Source organism: Caulobacter sp. FW305-C-30-S16 (genome assembly GCF_058783025.1).
In genome coordinates this window covers 502,792-519,457 of record NZ_JBYSYH010000002.1, presented here as the reverse complement: position 1 = coordinate 519,457, position 16,666 = coordinate 502,792, and the positions used below count along the sequence as shown (strand labels likewise).

At 68.7% G+C, this 16,666-nt stretch carries 14 protein-coding genes; 8 read left to right on the top strand and 6 right to left on the bottom strand.

Translation table 11 applies throughout. The features are described from left to right. Positions 1-34: 34 nt before the first annotated feature. Positions 35-2,917, bottom strand: coding sequence for a peptidoglycan-binding protein (locus AC3WJT_RS09495; RefSeq protein WP_492342865.1), 2,883 nt, complete (start codon positions 2,915-2,917; stop codon positions 35-37). A 230-nt stretch (positions 2,918-3,147) separates the two neighbouring features. Here AC3WJT_RS09495 and AC3WJT_RS09490 point away from each other — a divergent pair, with 230 nt between their 5' ends. Further along, positions 3,148-3,351: a hypothetical protein gene (locus tag AC3WJT_RS09490; RefSeq protein WP_492342864.1), complete on the top strand. Its 204-nt coding sequence runs from the start codon at positions 3,148-3,150 to the stop codon at positions 3,349-3,351. A 9-nt stretch (positions 3,352-3,360) separates the two neighbouring features. On the opposite strand, the gene AC3WJT_RS09485 is transcribed toward AC3WJT_RS09490, so the two are convergent. Next, on the bottom strand, positions 3,361-5,010 hold the full coding sequence (locus tag AC3WJT_RS09485; protein ID WP_492342863.1) for a GNAT family N-acetyltransferase: 1,650 nt from the start codon (positions 5,008-5,010) through the stop codon (positions 3,361-3,363). Between the two features lie 146 nt (positions 5,011-5,156). Here AC3WJT_RS09485 and AC3WJT_RS09480 point away from each other — a divergent pair, with 146 nt between their 5' ends. From AC3WJT_RS09480 to AC3WJT_RS09465, 4 genes are read left to right on the top strand one after another with little or no spacing between them, the layout of a single operon-like run. Beyond that, on the top strand, positions 5,157-6,365 hold the full coding sequence (locus AC3WJT_RS09480) for an acyl-CoA dehydrogenase family protein (RefSeq protein WP_492342862.1): 1,209 nt from the start codon (positions 5,157-5,159) through the stop codon (positions 6,363-6,365). Continuing rightward, positions 6,365-6,988, top strand: coding sequence for a 2-hydroxychromene-2-carboxylate isomerase (locus AC3WJT_RS09475; protein WP_492342861.1), 624 nt, complete (start codon positions 6,365-6,367; stop codon positions 6,986-6,988). Before AC3WJT_RS09480 ends, AC3WJT_RS09475 begins: the two co-directional genes overlap by 1 nt. Before the next feature lies 1 nt (position 6,989). Next, the gene (locus tag AC3WJT_RS09470) at positions 6,990-8,126 is read left to right on the top strand and encodes an acyl-CoA dehydrogenase family protein (RefSeq protein ID WP_492342860.1); all 1,137 of its coding nucleotides are present in this window, start codon (positions 6,990-6,992) and stop codon (positions 8,124-8,126) included. 2 nt (positions 8,127-8,128) lie between these two features. After that, the gene (locus tag AC3WJT_RS09465; protein WP_492342859.1) at positions 8,129-8,965 is read left to right on the top strand and encodes an SDR family NAD(P)-dependent oxidoreductase; all 837 of its coding nucleotides are present in this window, start codon (positions 8,129-8,131) and stop codon (positions 8,963-8,965) included. An 11-nt stretch (positions 8,966-8,976) separates the two neighbouring features. Here AC3WJT_RS09465 and AC3WJT_RS09460 read toward each other — a convergent pair whose 3' ends face one another. Beyond that, the gene (locus AC3WJT_RS09460; RefSeq protein WP_492342858.1) at positions 8,977-11,073 is read right to left on the bottom strand and encodes an ATP-binding protein; all 2,097 of its coding nucleotides are present in this window, start codon (positions 11,071-11,073) and stop codon (positions 8,977-8,979) included. Between the two features lie 172 nt (positions 11,074-11,245). Between AC3WJT_RS09460 and AC3WJT_RS09455 the strand changes: the two genes are divergently transcribed. Further along, positions 11,246-11,749: a pyridoxamine 5'-phosphate oxidase family protein gene (locus AC3WJT_RS09455; protein WP_492342857.1), complete on the top strand. Its 504-nt coding sequence runs from the start codon at positions 11,246-11,248 to the stop codon at positions 11,747-11,749. On the opposite strand, the gene AC3WJT_RS09450 is transcribed toward AC3WJT_RS09455, so the two are convergent. After that, positions 11,746-12,792: an aldo/keto reductase gene (locus AC3WJT_RS09450; protein ID WP_492342856.1), complete on the bottom strand. Its 1,047-nt coding sequence runs from the start codon at positions 12,790-12,792 to the stop codon at positions 11,746-11,748. The genes AC3WJT_RS09455 and AC3WJT_RS09450 overlap by 4 nt on opposite strands. 256 nt (positions 12,793-13,048) lie before the next feature. Here AC3WJT_RS09450 and AC3WJT_RS09445 point away from each other — a divergent pair, with 256 nt between their 5' ends. Next, positions 13,049-13,747 carry a Crp/Fnr family transcriptional regulator gene (locus AC3WJT_RS09445; protein WP_492342855.1) on the top strand — a complete coding sequence of 233 codons (699 nt, stop codon included), beginning with the start codon at positions 13,049-13,051 and terminating at the stop codon, positions 13,745-13,747. A 92-nt stretch (positions 13,748-13,839) separates the two neighbouring features. After that, positions 13,840-15,294, top strand: coding sequence for a flavin-containing monooxygenase (locus AC3WJT_RS09440; protein WP_492342854.1), 1,455 nt, complete (start codon positions 13,840-13,842; stop codon positions 15,292-15,294). On the opposite strand, the gene AC3WJT_RS09435 is transcribed toward AC3WJT_RS09440, so the two are convergent. Further along, positions 15,295-15,918, bottom strand: coding sequence for an exopolysaccharide biosynthesis protein (locus AC3WJT_RS09435; protein ID WP_492342853.1), 624 nt, complete (start codon positions 15,916-15,918; stop codon positions 15,295-15,297). Between the two features lie 56 nt (positions 15,919-15,974). Further along, positions 15,975-16,655, bottom strand: a complete 681-nt coding sequence (locus tag AC3WJT_RS09430; protein WP_492342852.1) for an SDR family NAD(P)-dependent oxidoreductase — start codon at positions 16,653-16,655, stop codon at positions 15,975-15,977. Between the last annotated feature and the right edge of the window lie 11 nt (positions 16,656-16,666).

Genomic DNA, 16,666 nt, shown 5'->3' with positions numbered 1-16,666 from the left:
AACCGGAAATCCACGCGGTGCGCGGACATCGGGGTCACCGGGCGTAGGTCGACAGCTTCAGCATCGTCTGGGAGTCGAGACTGCCCGTCGGCGCCATGCCCTGGTCCCGCTGGAAGGCGGCGATGGCGCCCTTCAGCCCCTGGCTGGCGACGCCGTCCTGCGGACCACGATAGTAGCCGAGCGTCGACAGGGCGCGCTGGGCGGAAGTGATATCGGAGGCCGTGCCGCCGGTGGACGCCTGGACCGTCGGCGCCCGCGCGGCCGTCGGCGCCGACGCCCGGAAGCCGAGCGCCGACCGCTCGGCCGCGCTGCGCGCTTCCGGCGACAGGTCGCGCTTGACCCGCTCGGCGCTCGACTTCGCCTCGGTGTCACCGGCGCGGGCGGCGATCAGGTACCACTTGTAGGCCTCGGCGCCGTTCTGGCTGACGCCGTAGCCTTCTTCGTAGAGCCGGCCGAGATTGTACTGGCTGTCCGAAAGACCGAGATCGGCGGCCTTGCGGAACCATTGCGCGGCCGTCGTGGTGTTCTTGGTCCCGCCCTGGCCCTCGAAGAAGTAGAGGCCGAGGTTGTGCATCGCCTTGCGGTCACCGCCCTGGGCCGCGCGTTCGGTCCAGCGCCGGGCCTCGACCGGGTCCTTGCGCAGGCCGCCCTCGCCGTTCTCGTACAGCTTGGCCAGATAGAACTGCGCCGGCGCGTAGCCGAGGTTGGCGGCGCGCTTGAGGCCGGTCATGCCGGTCAGGTCGCGCGCCTCGATCCGGCGCACGGACTCCGCATAGAGCGAGGCCGGGGTCTCCGCCGGCGCGGCGGGAGTTTCGGTCGCCGGCGGCGCACCCGCCAGCGCGGGGTCGACGGGCGCAAGGCCCGGCGCGATCGCCACCGCGACCTTCGGCGCCGAGCGGTCCGGCAGCGTCGGCGTTGTGTCGGCCTCGGCCGTCTTGATCTCACCCTGTTCGTCGGCGCGACGGTTCTGCAGCGCCTCGGCGACGCGCGTGGCCATCGAGCCCTCGCCCTTGCCGCCATAGACCATGACGCCGCCGGCGCTGAGCAGGCCGACCGTCGCCGCGCCGGCCGCCAGCACCAGGGCCGACTGCAGGGCCGATCCGGCGTGACGCTTGGGCTTCTTCGATCCGGCGCCGAACAGGCTGCGCTTCTCGGTCGCGGCGGGCCGGGCTTCCGGCGCGTTCGCCGAGCGAGCGGCGGCGCGGGCCTGTTCGAGCACTTCACGGGTCGAGCGGGGGCGGCCGGCGTCCTCGATCTCGAACGGCGAGATCTCCGGCGCGGGCGGGATCACCGGCGCGTCGGGAATGTCCACGTCCTCGGTGATCGGCGCGAAGCCGTCGGCGGCCTCGAAGTCTTCCTCGGAGAAGGCCGGCGGGCCGCGCTCGGCCACCGGGAAGGGTTCGGGCTCGACCAGCGGCGGCGGCGCGCTGGCCGCCGGACGGGTCAGCGCCTGGGGCGCGAAGGCTTCCTCCGGGATCGTGCGGCCCGGCGAGGGGAACGGCTCGGACGCGAACGGATCGCCGAACGGTTCGCGCGGCGATTCAGTGCGGCGCTGGACCGGCGCCGCGGCCGCCATGACGGGACCCTGGGCGACCTGTTCGGACAGCCGGCGGTGCGACGCGCTCAGGCTCTGGTCGATCTTCTCGCGGGCCTCGTCCAGCAGGCGGGCGGTACGCTCCTCGCTCTGGCGGATGCGTTCGGCGAGATCGGCGGACGAGCGCTCCTGGCGTTGGTTGATGCGTTCCGTGACGCGGGCGACCTGTTCGCCGACTTCGTCGATGGCCAGGGCGCCGCGACGCTCGGAGTTGGCGATCCGCTCGGCCAGGCGCTCGGTGATGCGGGCGATCTCGCCGCCGAGCTTTTCCAGCGCCTGGGCCTGCACGCCGTCGGCGCGATTGAGCTTCTGTTCGACCACCGTGGCGATACGGGCTACCTCGCCGCCGATCTGCTCGATGGCGTCGGCGCCGTGGTTCTCCACCGTCTGAACCCTCCGGCTGAGACTGTCGGCCATGCTGACCACCTCCCGCCCCATGCGCTCGATGGCCTGGGCCGAGCGGGTCTCGGCCGTCTGGATATGAGCGGCCATCTCGGACAGCTTGCGCTCCATCCGGTCGAACCGGCCTGTCGAGGCGGTCTGAAGGTTGGCGGCCATCTCGACCCGCGTCGCTTCCATGCGGCGGGTCAGGTCGGCGGCGAGAGCCTCAAGCCGTGCGCCGCCATCGCCCGCGCCGCTCTCGACGGTGCGCAGGCGGCGGTCCAGAGCGACGAACGAGGCGCCGAGGTCGCGCAGGGCGTCCGTCGTGCGGCTCTCGGCCTCCTCGACCCGGGCGACCACGACCTCGGCCAGTTGGGTCGGATCGACGGAAGGCGTTTCAGCCGCCTCGACCTTCGCCAGACGCGCCTCGACGGCGGCGAGGGTCTCGCGGGTTCGGCTCTCGCCCTCGTAGACCTGGCCGGCGACCTTGCCGAGCATGCCCTCGATGGCGCGCAGGGCCTCGGCCGAGCGCGGGCCGGTCGATTCCAGCTCGAGACGGCGCAGGCGCTCGCCGACGCCGCCGTAGTTGGTGTTGAGTTCCTCGACCGCGCCCTCGAACCGCGCGGCCACGGCGACCTGCTCGCGCTCGGCGGATTCCAGCCGGGACAGCGCGCCGCGTACGGACTGGTCGATGCCGGTAATGGCCAGGGTCGAGCGCTGCTCGGCGGCCTCGATGCGGGCGGTCAGGCGTTCGATGGCCTCCGCGACCCGGCCGACCTCGTCGGCGGGGTGACCGGCGACCTCGTAGCGCGAGCCGCCGCCCAGACGCGGCAAGCCGACCACGATCGGCTCCTGCGGAGCCTCGAACGTCGGCTCCGGGTCAGGCTGGCCGATCGGTTCGCCGGCCGCGATCATGCTGTTGAGCCACTCCCCCAGAGTCATGCCCGAGCGCCGCGCGAGATCCTTGGCGATCTCGCGCGCTTTTGGGTCGATTCCCTTTACGCTCCAGGGCGCCCCCGACGTCATTCGAATCGTGTCTCCGGCACTCATAGAGCACGCTAACCAGCAAGGGATTGTGTGTAAACGCGGGGTTAACGCTAAATCTAGCGGGTGCGACGATTAGCTGTGGACGAAGCTTGCATCCGCCCGCCCCTGCCGCCATCTGGCCCGGAATGGAACTTTCCGCGACCCTCGCCGTCACCACCGCCTTCATCGGCCTGACCGTGCTGGCGGGCTGGCGCGGCAGTCGGCCGCCCGACCTGCTGAAGGGGCCGCGCATGATCCCCTGGCGGCTGATCATGGTAACCTCGGCGGCTGTCGTTCTGGTGCTGCTGGTGCACCTTGCGAGCCTGCTCGGGCTGCACCACGACCGCTGATCCGACCGCTCAGTCCTCGGCGCGCTTGGGGCGTCGGGCCAGACCGGCCATGCCGCCTGACGACAGCAGGCTGACATCGGCCAGCAGCATCGGGATCTGCCAGCGATGCGGGGCGGCGATGTAGCGCGGTTGCCAGAGCGGGTCGTACTTGTCCTTGTACCGGCGCACGCCGCGGAAATTGTAGATCTCCTCGCCCCGCTCGAACAGCAGCCGGCCGACGCGCGACATGATCGGGGCGAGCGGCCGGTCCTCGAGCCCCGCGAGCGGCGCGGCGCCGAAGTCGAACGCCTGGTAGCCCTGGGCGCGCCCCCACTCGAAGAGCTCGACGAACAGGAAGTCCATGATGTTCTTGGGCGCATCGTCGTTGTAGCGCATCAGATCCATCGACAGGGCCTTGCGGCTGGCCATCGGCCAGAGGGTCGCGAAGGCGACGATCCGGCCCTCCGCCCGCACCAGCGCGATCGGAAACTCGGCCACGTAGCGCGGCACGAACCCACCGAGCGAGAAAGACTTCTCGCCGCCGGAATGCATCGCCAGCCAGGCGTCCGAGATGGCCCGCAGATCCTCGGTCAAGTCGGGCACGGCCTCCGGCTCGATCACCTCGAACGTCGCCCCCGCTTCACCGGCCTTGCGCCAGTTGCGCCGCAGAACCTCGCGGCGGCGGCCGGCCAGCGAGAAGCCGTCCAGCGGCACGGCCGCGGCCTCGCCGATCTTCTGGATCGAGAAGCCCAGCTCCACCGCGTCGGGCAGGTCCTCGGGGCCGATGCCGTAGAGCGCCGGCCGGGCCGCATGGGCGTCGGCCAGTTCGCGGAAGCGCCAGAGCAGTTCCATCCGCTCGCTCGCCCGGCCGACCGGGCCGTCCATGGCGATCCACGATCGCCCGCGCACGCCGAACATCAGGAAGGTCTCGCCCGATGGTGAAAACAGGAACCGCTTGTCGCCCAGCAGGGCCAGGTTGGAATCGGGCTGGGACCATTCAGCGGTTCGCAGGATGGCGCGCACGCGGTCGAAGTCGGGGTCGTGATCGCCGGCCACCGGCGGCGTCGCAGGCATCGCCAGCATCCGCCAGACGCCGAACAGCAGCAGGGCGAGCGCGGCGCCGCCGGACGATCGGATCGCACGGTTGAGGTCCTGGTCGGCCAGCACCTTCCAGACGGACTGGTCGGCGTAACCGGCGTTGGCGAAGGACCACCACCCCAGCAGCGCCGCGCCCCCGAGCATGGCGGCGGCGGAGACCAGCCAGCCGGGCGTGATCTCCATCCGCGACAGGCCAGCCGCCCTCGGGAAGGCCGCATGCAGAGGCAGCAGCACGAAGAAACAGGCGACCAGCACCGCGGCCTCTTCCCAGTTGAAGCCCTTGAACGGCGCCAGCACCGCGGCCGCCAGCAGGGTGATCACGCTGGCCGACCAGGCCGCGTCGAGCCGCGATCGCAGGCCGAACGCCAGCAGGATCAGCAGCAGCCCGAGGATCGAGGACAGGAAGTGGCTGGTCTCGATCAGCAGGACCGGCGCGACTTTGAGCAGCGCGACGACCCGCGACGGATCGCTGGGGGTCGCGCCGGAGGCGACGAGCATGCCGCCCCCCACCAGGGCCGCGATGGCGCCCACCGTCGGTCCCGCCGCCAGAAGCGCAGGTTTCAGTTCGCCATAGAGACGCATGCGATTCCCGGGCCCATCACGTCGCTTCTATAGCGTGGTCCCGCACGGTTCGCGCGACAGATGACTCGAACGAGCGTTTGAACGCGCTTGCTCCCCCGGGCGCGCACGCTAAGCTGGACGAAACAGACCCTGCGGGAGGAACGGCCATGGCGGATTTTGGCGGCGGCGATCTTGAGACCTTCCGTGCGGAAGTGCGGGACTGGCTGGCGGCGAACTATCCGCCGTCCCTGAACGCGCCCATGGATGATGAAACCGAGGCGCCCTGGGGTGGCCGGCGGTTCAATCCGACCAACAAGGACGCCAAGCTCTGGCTCGACCGCATGGCGGCCAAGGGCTGGACCGCGCCGATGTGGCCGACCGAGTACGGCGGCGGCGGGCTGACCCGCGAACAGAACAAGGTGCTGGAGGCCGAGCTGCGCCGCATCAAGGCCCGCCCGGCGCTGATGAGCTTCGGCATCTGGATGCTCGGCCCCGTGCTGCTGGAGTACGCCACCGAAGAGCAGAAGCAGAAGTTCCTGCCCGGCATCGTCAAGGGCGAGATCCGCTGGTGCCAAGGCTACAGTGAGCCCGGCGCCGGCTCCGACCTGGCCGGGCTGCAGACCCGCTGCGAGGACAAGGGCGACCACTTCCTGATCAACGGCCAGAAGGTCTGGACCAGCTACGCCGACCAGGCCGACTGGATCTTCTGCCTGGTGCGCACCGACACCTCGAAGAAGCACGAGGGCATCAGCTTCGTGCTGTTCGACATGACCACCGAGGGGGTCGAGACCCGTCCGATCAAGCTGATCAGCGGCTACTCGCCGTTCTGCGAGACCTTCTTCACCGACGTGAAGGTCCCCAAGGACCACCTCGTCGGCAAGCTCAACGGCGGCTGGGAAATCGCCAAGCGGCTGCTGCAGTATGAGCGGCAGAACATCTCCGCCGGCGGTTTCGGCGGCGGCGCCGGCATCGACGTCGTCGAGGCGGCCAAGGAGCATGTCGGCGTCGACGCCGACGGCCGCATCGCCGACGGCGACCTGCGCACCCGCATCAGCGCGCACAAGATGGACCAGGCGGCCTTCGCCCTGACGATCCGTCGCGCGGAACAGGAAGCCAAGGCCAGCAAGGGCCCCAGCGCCGCGACCTCGATCATCAAGTACGCCGCCGCCAAGCTGAACCAGGAGCGCACCGAACTGACCGTCGAGGCGCTCGGCCTGCAGGGCCTGGGTTGGGAGGGCGAGAGCTTCTCGGCCGGCGAGATCGGCGCCATGCGCTCGATGCTGCGCGCCAAGGCCAACTCCATCGAGGGCGGCACCAGCGAGATCAATCTCAACGTCGTCGCCAAGCGGGTGCTCGGTCTGCTGGATCACCAGTGATGATCGAGTTCTGGTACGAGTTCGCCTCGACCTACAGCTATCCGGCGGCCATGCGGGTCGAGCGGATGGCCGAGGCGGCGGGCGTGCGCGTGGAATGGAAGCCGTTCCTGCTCGGGCCGCTGTTTCATGCCCAGCAGGGGCTGACCGACAGCCCGTTCAACGTCTTCCCGGTCAAGGGCCAGTACATGTGGCGCGACCTGGCGCGGGTTTGTGCCGAAGAAGGTTTACCGTTGAACCACCCGACGCAGTTCCCGCGCAACACGCTGCTGGCGGCGCGGGTGGCGGTGGCCGGACTGGACGACGGCTGGACCGCCGACTTCAGCCGCAAGGTCTATGAAGCCAACTTCGTCGCCGACCAGGACATCTCCAGTCCCGAAGTGCTCGCGCCGCTGCTTGAGGAAGTCGGCGCCTCGCCGGCCGAGGTCTTCGAGGCGGCAGGGTCCGAGGCCGTGAAGGCGCGGCTGAAGGATCACGTCAACCAGGCCAAGGCGCGCGGCGTCTTCGGCTCTCCCAGCTTCATCACCGCCGACGGCGAGCTCTTCTGGGGCAATGACCGTCTGGAACAGGCCCTCCACTGGGCCACCCTCCATACCAACTCCAACTCTCCCGGGGAGCACGCCTGACATGGCCGTCCTGAACGAAGAACAGACCATGCTGCGCGACGCGGCCAAGAGCTGGGCGCAGGAGTCCTCGCCGGTGACGAAGCTGCGCGCGCTGCGCGACGGCGGCTCCGGCCAGAGCTTCGACCCCGCCGCCTGGGCCGAGATGGGCGCCATGGGCTGGGCCGGGGTGATCGTCCCGGAAGATTATGACGGCACGGCGTTCGGCTATCTGAGCCTCGGGCTGATCCTGGAAGAGACCGGCCGCACCCTGGTCGCCTCCCCGCTGCTGTCGACCGCGCTGATCGGCGCATCGGCCCTGACGCTCGGCGGCTCGGACGCCCAGAAGGCCGCCTGGCTGCCGAAGATCGCCGCGGGCGAGGTCGTCACCGCCCTGGCCGTCGACGAGAAGGCGCACCACGCGCCGGAGATGACCGCCCTGAAGGCTGACAAGGCCGGCGACGGCTGGAGCCTGACCGGCAAGAAGACCTTTGTGCTCGACGGCGAGGCCGCCGACCTGGTGATCGTCGCCGCCCGCACTGGCGGCAAGCCAGGCGACACCGACGGCATCACCCTGTTCCTCGTGGCCGGCGATGCGGCGGGTCTGACCCGCAAGCATCTGGCCCTGGCCGACAGCCGCGGCGCGGCTGAACTGACCTTCGACGGCGTCAAGGTCGGCGCCGACGCCGTTCTGGGCGAGGTCGGCAAGGGCTGGGTCGTGCTGGAGCCGGTGCTCGACCGCGCCCGCGCCGGCCTGGCCGCCGAGATGCTCGGCAGCGCCCTGCAGGCGTTCGAGATCACGCTCGACTACCTCAAGACCCGCACCCAGTTCGGCCAGGTGATCGGCACGTTCCAGAGCCTTCAGCACCGGGCGGCGAAGATGTTCACCGACCTTGAGACCACCCGCTCCTGTGTCGAGGCGGCGCTGGAACAGATCGATACGGGCGCCAGCGACAACCGCGCCGCCGCTTCGCTGGCCAAGGCCAAGGCCAGCGATCTGGCGCATCTGGTGACCAACGAGATGGTCCAGATGCACGGCGGCATCGGCATGACCGACGTGCATGACGCCGGCCTCTATCTGAAGCGCGCCCGCGTGGCCGAGCACCTGTTCGGCGGCGCCAGCTATCACCGCGACCGCTACGCCCGCGTGCTGGGCTTCTAGAGGTGAACGTCCAGGGTACAGTCGCCGTCATCACCGGCGGCGCATCCGGCATCGGCTTCGGCATCGCGGCGGCCCTGGCCCGTCGCGGCGCCAAGGTGGTGCTGGCCGACATCGAGGCCGAGCGCGCGCTCGCCGCGGCGGAGACCCTGCGCGGCGAGGGCCTGGAGGCGACCAGCTGCTATCTCGACGTGATCGACCAGGCCAGCTGGGACGCGACAGCCGATGTCGCCTTCGGCCACTGGGACCAGGCGCCGCAGCTGCTGTTCAACAACGCCGGCGTCGGCGGCGGCGGGACGGTCCATGAGACGCCCGAACGCATCTGGGACTGGGTGTTCTCGGTCAATATTCGCGGCGTCTATCTGGGCGTGAAGACCTTCGCCCCGCGCATGTTGGCCAGCGGCCTGCCGGGCAAGATCGTCAACACCGCGTCGGAGCACGCGCTGGGCCTGCCGGAATCCAGGCGCGGCGGGATCATCGCTCCCTACACCGCCGCCAAGCACGCGGTGATGGGCTACAGCCTGTGTATGCGCCGCGACTTCGAGGGCACGCCCCTGTCGGCCGGCGTGATCTGCCCCGGCGTCGTGCAGAGCGACATCTGGAACGCCTTCCGCAACCGCCACGACACCTTCGGCGGCGCCCGGCCGCGCGTGGTCGAGGGCGCCCACCCGATGGCCCACGGCCTGCCCGCCGCCACGGCCGGCGAGCGGATCGCCGACCAGGTGGAAGCCGATGACTTCTTCATCTTCACCAACGGTCCCGACGAGGCCGAGGTGCTGGGCGACTACACCGGCGAGGCGATGGCCGCGATGGCGGCGTTCCGCGGGCGGTACGGGGTCTAGGCCTGCGGGCGTCAGGCCGTCTCGCGGTCCCGTTCACGTCCGGCCGCCGCGGCCTTGTCCAGCGCTGCGTTGATCTGTTCCACCAGGTGCGACGGGTTGATCGGCTTTTCGGCCACATCATCCATGCCCGCCGCGAGATAGTCGCGCTTCTGGCTCGGCAGGACATTGGCGGTCAGGCCGATAACGGGAATGTCGCGCAGCGGGCCATCGAGCGCCCTGATCGCGCGGGTGGCGGTCACGCCGTCCATGACGGGCATCTGCACATCCATCAGCACCAGATCGAAGCGTGAGGCCCGGACGGCGTCGAGACCCTCCGCGCCGTTCGCCGCCGTCTCGACAACCGCGCCGACGGCCTCCAGCAACATCCTTGCGACCTTCTGGTTGGTCGGGTTGTCGTCGACCACCAGAATGCGCAGTCCTGCCGCCATATCATCGTCGGGCTCCTTTGGCGCCGCAGCGGCATCAGGCCGGCCGCCGTCGACCCGCTTCAGGGCGATCTCGAACCAGAAGGTCGACCCCTTGCCCTCGATGCTCTTGAAGCCGATGTCGCCACCCATCAGATCGACCAGGGTCGCGCAGATCGAAAGTCCCAGGCCAGAGCCTCCGTATTCCCGGCGGATCGACCCGTCCGCCTGACTGAAGCGCCGGAACATCAGCGCCTGCGCCGAGGCCGGAATGCCGATGCCGGTGTCCTCGACCTCCAGGCGCAAGGTCTGGACGTCTGCCTCGCCAGACGCCGACACGATGCAGCGGACTTCCACGTGCCCGATGGCCGTGAACTTCACGGCGTTGCCGATCAGGTTCATGCACATCTGGCGCAGCCTGAGACCGTCCGCCAGGAGCGTGGACGGAGCCCCCTCGAAGGAGACCCTGAGGTCCACGCCCTTCTCGCGCGCCTGGGTCGCGAACAGCCCGGCGACTTCCCGCACCAGCGCATCCGGATCCACTGGAGCCGGATCAAGTTCGAACGCGCCCGACTCGATGCGGGACATGTCCAGCACGTCATTGAGCAGCCCCTGCAGCAGGGACCCGCTGGCCAGGCCTTCCTCGATGAGCTGACGGCTCTCGGGATCGAGGTTCTTCCGGCGCAACAGGTGAAGCACGCCGACCACGCCGTTCATCGGCGTGCGGATTTCATGGCTCATGTTGGCGATGAAGCGCGACTTCGACTCGGACGCCGCGTTCGCCGCAACCATGGCCGCCCTGAGCCTGAGGCGGTGCCGGCGGTCCCGGTGGATCGTCACCGCGGGCGCGAGGAGCAGGATAAGCAGCAGAACGCCTGCGGGCGGAGCGACCACCCAGGCGAGATCGCGGGCGGGCTGTCGGTATTCCCAATCGAACCGCGTAACCGGCCCACCCGTGTTGTCGAACAGGACAACGCTGGCATGCCGGGCCTCCAGAGGCAGGAACGGAACGGCGTCAACATGAGGCTTGTCGAGCAGGAAGTGGTTGCCGAGCCACTCCAGATAGGTGGCGTCGATCGGCTGAACGGTAACGACCACCGGCGCGCCTGCGGCGGATGGCAGCGCCGTCCCGAAATCCGGCTGAACAAGGCTGGCTGACACGACGACCGGCCCGGATTCGATGACCACGTTCGCGGTCTCGTCGATGGCCCGGGCAATCATCTCGCCGGACCCCGAGCCTGGCCTGAACGCGCCGCGTCGGGCCTCCCGATTGCGGATCATCGTGACAAGCCGGGCGACGGTCGGCTGGAGCGATGCGGGTATGCCGCCCTCAACGGGCTTGGCGTCACGCCAGCCGCCAAGCACATGGCCCTTGGCGTGAAGGACATAGACCTGCGCGACGGAGCAACTGGTCGTGAGGTACTGGCCGATGTTCGCATCCGCCCAGGCCACACTGAACCGGTTGTCCAGGTTGGCGACCGCATCGTCCCACATCGTATTGGGACTGATACAATCGCGGAGCGCGGTATCCTTGAGCTTGAGACCGTTTTCCACGAGGCGTTCCTCATGGCGTGCGGCAAGGCTGTCGATGCGCGCGGCGGCAACGACCAGCCCTCCAACAAGGGCCACGATCGCCAGGCCGGCGGCCACGACGATCGCCGATGCGCCGGCGCGGATTCCCCGTTCCTGTCGATCGAACTTCAAAGCGTGTCCACGGTCATGACTGCCCCGGCGCGTCGCGCCGCGATCCGCATGGATCGCCTTGTTCCACTCTAGAACGGCAATCGCTTCGTCGGCGTTTACCCGTTCCGAGCCCGGCGGAACCCTTGCCTCAACCCGGGGTTACTCTCGCAGGTTTCAGTAACGGAGTATCGCCATGAGCACCGACATCAACGACCGCGCGGCCGTCGAGGACCGTCTCTGGAAGGAGATCGAGAAGCACGGGCACACCGTGATGCTCGGCGCCCACACCCATCCCATGCAGCACTTCCGGCCGATGACGGCGTTCCCCGAGCGGGACGGCGGCCAGATCTGGTTCTTCACCCGCACCGACACCGAGCTGGCCCAGTCGATCCAGGAGGGCAAGGGCGCGATGATGGTCGTGCAGAACGGCGAGAAGTTCCACGCCTGCGTCGGCGGCGAACTGACGCTGCAGCATGATCCGGTCCGGATCGAGAAGTACTGGAACGCCGCTGTCGCCGCCTGGTACCCGGAGGGCAAGGCCGACCCGAAGCTCACGCTGCTGTGCCTGGACGCCAACGACGCCCAGGTCTGGATCAGCGAGGGCGGCCCGGTGAAGTTCGCCTGGGAAGTCGCCAAGGCCAATCTCACCGGCTCCACGCCCGACGTGGGCGGGACCCGGCGGATCGGGCTGAACTAGCCCTTCTTCACGAACGGTTCCGGCGCGCGCCGACCGCCCTGGCGCTCGAGCATCCACCCCGGATACTCGGGCGGCAGCGCGGAGGCGGCGTCGAGCGCCGCGACCTCGTCCGCCGTCAACTCGATCTCGGCGGCGGCGAGGTTGTCGTCGAGCTGCTCGACTGTCTTGGCGCCGATGATCACCGTGGTCACGAACGGCTTGGCCAGCACGTAGGCGAGCGCGATGCGGGCCACCGAGACGCCCCGCGCGTCGGCGATCAGCTTCATCGCATCGATACAGTCCCAGGCGCGGTCGCGATTGACCGGCGGGAAGTCGAAGCTGACGCGGCGCGCGCCGTTGGGTCCGGCCCCGTCACGGGTGAACTTGCCTGACAGCAGGCCGCCGGCCATCGGCGACCAGACCATCAGCCCCATGCCCTGGTCCTGCATCATCGGCACGACCTCGCGCTCGAGATCGCGGCCGGCGATGGAGTAGTAGGCCTGAACCGTCTCGAACCGGGCATAGCCGCGCGCGTCGGCGATGCCGTGCGCCTTCATCATCTTCCAGGCCGGCCAGTTGGAGCAGCCGGCGTAGCGGACCAGGCCCTGGCTAACGAGGTCGTCGAGCGCCCGCAGGGTCTCCTCGACCGGAGTCACCGGGTCGTTGGCGTGGATCTGGTAGAGGTCGATATAGTCCAGCTGCATCCGGTCCAGGCTGGCCCTGACCGCGTCCATGATGTGCCCGCGCGAGGCGCCCTTGTCGTTCGGACCACGGCCCATCTCGCCGAAGCATTTGGTGGCGATGACCACGTCACTGCGCTTGACCCCGAGGTTGCGCAGGGCGGCGCCGACCATCTGCTCCGACTGACCCGCCGAGTAGACATCCGCCGTGTCGATGAAGTTCACGCCGCTGGCCAGTGCCCTGCCGATCATGTCGTCGACACCCTTCTGGTCGACCGCTCCGATCGCGCCCCACATGCCGGTGGCCTCGCTGGCGAAGGTCATCGCGCCCAGGCAGATTTCCGAAACATAGAGGCCGGTCCGGCCCAGTTGCCTGTACTTCATGGAATTCCTCGTATTTTCAGTGTTTTCGGTGTCGGCGGAAATAATATGCGTTGTCGAGATTACAACGTTCAGTGTGACCAAGGCCGTGACGCGGATATTGCATTGATCCGGCTTCACTTCGGACTGGCGAAAAACCTGTGTCGATTATGTCGACTAAACGACAGTTCTATTCGCCGACTGCCTGTAGCCTGCAACCGTAGTCGTCGAACGGCGTTTTCATTTGGCTATGACGAGTCCCTTACCCTTGAAGAACCGATTGCTCGCCTCCCTGTCGACGGCCGACTTCGCGCTGCTGTCGCCGCAACTGACGCTGGTGGAGATGGACAAGGGCCGCCTGATCTGTGACCCGGGCGACCCCATCGAAACGATATACTTCCCCCACGACTGCGTCATCTCGTTGATGACGCTGATGGAGAGCGGCGTGGCGATCGAGTCCGCGACCGTCGGCCGCGAAGGCGCCTTTGGTCTGCAGGCCGCTATCGCGCCGCGCCTGGCCATGTCGCGCGCCATTGTGCAGGTGCCTGGCCGCGCCTCGCGGATGAGCGCCGCGGCCCTCGCCGAGGCCTGCCGACGCGCGCCCGCGATGATGTCGCTGATCGACCGGCACAACGACGCCCTGTTCGGCCACGCTATCCAGTCGGTGGCCTGCAACGCCCTGCACGGCGTCGAGTCGCGGTTCTGCCGCTGGCTGCTGACCTGCCGCGACCGGATCGACACCGACACCGTCAGCCTGACACAGGAGTTCCTCGCCGACATGCTCGGCGTGCAGCGCACGACCGTGACGGCCATCGCCGGCGGCCTGCAGAGCCGGGGCCTGATCCGCTATCGGCGCGGAATCGTCGACATCCTGAACCGCCCGGCGCTCGAGGCGGCGGCCTGCGAATGCTACGACACCGTCCGGCGGAACTACGAGCGATTGCTGCCCGATCCGTTCCGCCGGATGACATCCGTCTGAGCCTCCACTCGCGTTGCGGGTGACCTCAGGTCAGCCTTCCCCCGGCCTGACCCCTGCGCAATACTTCGCGAAAAGACGGAGGATGCAGCGGCATGGCCGACGATCTGGACGCCATCATCATTGGCGCGGGCTTTGGCGGCCTCGCGGCCGCGATCAAGCTGAAGGACGCCGGGTTCGGCCGCATCGTGGTGCTGGAAAAGGGCGACCGGATCGGCGGCACCTGGCGGGAGAACACCTATCCCGGCGCCTGCTGCGATGTGCCCTCGCGGCTCTACTCCTATTCCTTCGCGCTGAACCCGGACTGGAGCCGGGCCTTCTCGCCGCATGACGAGATCCGCGCCTACATGGACCGCGTGGCCGACAAGTTCGGCGTGACCGGCAAGTTCCGCTTCAACGCCGAGGTCGAGAAGGCCGTCTGGGACGAAGCGGCCGCCCGCTGGGTGGTGACGATCAAGGGCGGGGAGACCCTGTCGGCCCCCGTGCTGGTCTCCGGCCTCGGCCAGCTGAACAAGCCCGGCTATGCAGGCATTCCGGGCGTGGACAAGTTCAACGGCGACAACTGGCACTCCGCCCGCTGGCGTCACGACGTCGACCTGACCGGCAAGACCGTCGGCTGCATCGGCGCGGGCGCCAGCGCCATCCAGTACATCCCGGAGATCGCCAAGACCGCCGGCAAGGTGGTCATCTTCCAGCGCACGCCCAACTACATCGTGCCGCGCCTGGACAAGACTTTCAGCGATTTCGAGAAGTGGCTGTTCCGGACCTTCCCGGCGATCGACCGTCTCAATCGCTGGTTCATCTGGCAGATGATGGACCTGCGGTTCCAGGCGTTCAAAACCGGCACCAAGGCCGCCGAGAGCTTCAAGGCGCTGGCGCTGAAATACCTCGATCAGGTCGTCACCGATCCGGTGCTGAAGGCGAAGCTGACGCCCGACTATCCGATCGGCTGCAAGCGCATCCTCGTCTCGGACGACTACTACCAGGCGCTGATGAAGCCGAATGTCGAACTGGTCACCGAGGCGGTGAAAACCGTGACGGCGAGGGGCGTGGAAACCGTGAACGGCGCGGAACACGCCTGCGACGTGCTGGTGTACGGCACCGGGTTCGTGACCACCGACTTCATCCAGCCGGTCGAGATCGTCGGCGCGGGCGGCAAGTCGCTGACCGAGGCCTGGAAGGACGGGGCGGAGGCCTATCTGGGCGTCACTGTCGCGGGCTTCCCGAACCTGTTCATGCTGTACGGCCCCAACACCAACCTGGGGCACAACTCGATCATCGTGATGATCGAGGCGCAGGTCGGCTACATGGTCGAGGCGATGAAGGCACTGAAGCGGCGCGGCGCGAAATCGCTGTCGGTGACGCCCGAGGCGTTCAAGCGGTTCAACGTTGAACTACAGGATGATCTGGGAAAGACGGCCTGGGCCGGCTCCTGCTCCAGTTGGTACAAGACCGCGTCCGGCAAGATCACCAACAACTGGTCCGGCGACACGGCGACCTACATCAAGCTGATGAAGCAGCCGGTGCTGGCGGACTACGCGGTGGCCTGATCAGAACATCCGCAGCAGCGTCACCACGAAGGCGGTGAAGCCGGCGATCAGGGCCTTGGACAGCACCGCCAGCACGAAGATGCTGACCATCGCCATGACGCCGCCGAACAGGCCCACCACGCCGTCGCGCTCTGCGACGCCGAGGCCGAAGGCGCTGAGCGCCAGCGCCGGCAGCATGTTTCCGAACGGGATCGGCAGAAAGACGATGATCGCCAGCACCAGGCAAAGCAGGCCGGTCACCCGGTCGAGCCAGGGGTTGTAGAGAAAGGTGAAGCGCGGCTTCAGCCTGCGCTCCAGCCAGGTCAGGTACGGCGAGACCTTGCCCATAAGGGTGACGAAGTCGGCGCGGGTCATGGTCCGCTCCGCCAGCGCCTTCGGCAGCCACAGCGTGCGGCGTCCGACCATCAACTGGGCGGTGATGAACAGCAGCGGCGCGCCCAGAATGGCCGAGACTCCCGGCGGCATCGGCAGGGCGACCGGCGCGGCGAAGACGAACAGCAGCGCGCCGAACGCACGATCGCCGAAGGCCTCGAGCACGTCCTGCACCGACACGGTCTTGCGCTTGGAGCCGGAGATGGCGTCCAGGATTTCGGAGATGCGCGGAGCGTGGTCAGAATCTGACATCAGGCCCCGCCATAGCGCGTTCGCGGCGCGCGGTCACGCCCACGAAAACGGGGCTTTCACACCCGGCCGGAGACGGGCAGCAGCGCGCCCGTGACGCCGCCGGCGGCCTCCGACGCCAGCCAGAGGATCGCCGCCGACACCTCCTCCGGCGTGACCCAGGCGGTGACGTCGGCGTCCGGCATGTCGGCCCTGTTGGTCGGGGTGTCGATGATCGAGGGCAGCACGGCGTTGACCGTCACCCGGCCCTTCAGCTCCTCGGCGAGGCTCTCGGTCAGGCGATGCACGCCGGCCTTCGAGGCGGCGTAGGCGCCCATGCCGGCCCCGGCCTTGACCGCACCGCCCGCGCCGACGCTGACGATCCGGCCGGCGGTCGAGGCCAGCAGATGCGGCAGCGCCGTCTTGCAAGCCGTCGCGCAGGTCAGGGTGTTGAGGCTGAACATCCGGCTCCAGGCGGCCAGATCGCCGTCCTCCAGCGTCTGCCAGACGAAGCCGCCGGCGACATTGACCAGCACATCCAGCCCGCCGAGCGCGGCGGCGGCCTTGTCCATCGCCGCGCGCGCCTGGGCCTCGTCGGAGAGATCGACGCCGCCGATCTCGACCGCGCCCGCAAGCGGAGTCCGGTTCGACGGGGCGAAGTCGATCAGCGCGACCTTGCCCCCGGCCGCCAGCGCCGCGCGGGCCACCGCCTGGCCGAGAACGCCGAAGCCGCCGGTGATGACGAAGGATCTGGAGGTCATGGCAAGGTCTC

Excerpts from the sequence above, each read along its gene's own strand:
- AC3WJT_RS09495 (WP_492342865.1), bottom strand. The coding sequence starts at position 2,917 with ATGACTCTGGGGGAGTGGCTCAACAGCATGATCGCGGCCGGCGAACCG.
- AC3WJT_RS09490 (WP_492342864.1), top strand. The coding sequence starts at position 3,148 with ATGGAACTTTCCGCGACCCTCGCCGTCACCACCGCCTTCATCGGCCTG.
- AC3WJT_RS09485 (WP_492342863.1), bottom strand. The coding sequence starts at position 5,010 with ATGCGTCTCTATGGCGAACTGAAACCTGCGCTTCTGGCGGCGGGACCG.
- AC3WJT_RS09480 (WP_492342862.1), top strand. The coding sequence starts at position 5,157 with ATGGCGGATTTTGGCGGCGGCGATCTTGAGACCTTCCGTGCGGAAGTG.
- AC3WJT_RS09475 (WP_492342861.1), top strand. The coding sequence starts at position 6,365 with ATGATCGAGTTCTGGTACGAGTTCGCCTCGACCTACAGCTATCCGGCG.
- AC3WJT_RS09470 (WP_492342860.1), top strand. The coding sequence starts at position 6,990 with ATGGCCGTCCTGAACGAAGAACAGACCATGCTGCGCGACGCGGCCAAG.
- AC3WJT_RS09455 (WP_492342857.1), top strand. The coding sequence starts at position 11,246 with ATGAGCACCGACATCAACGACCGCGCGGCCGTCGAGGACCGTCTCTGG.
- AC3WJT_RS09450 (WP_492342856.1), bottom strand. The coding sequence starts at position 12,792 with ATGAAGTACAGGCAACTGGGCCGGACCGGCCTCTATGTTTCGGAAATC.
- AC3WJT_RS09440 (WP_492342854.1), top strand. The coding sequence starts at position 13,840 with ATGGCCGACGATCTGGACGCCATCATCATTGGCGCGGGCTTTGGCGGC.
- AC3WJT_RS09435 (WP_492342853.1), bottom strand. The coding sequence starts at position 15,918 with ATGTCAGATTCTGACCACGCTCCGCGCATCTCCGAAATCCTGGACGCC.
- AC3WJT_RS09430 (WP_492342852.1), bottom strand. The coding sequence starts at position 16,655 with ATGACCTCCAGATCCTTCGTCATCACCGGCGGCTTCGGCGTTCTCGGC.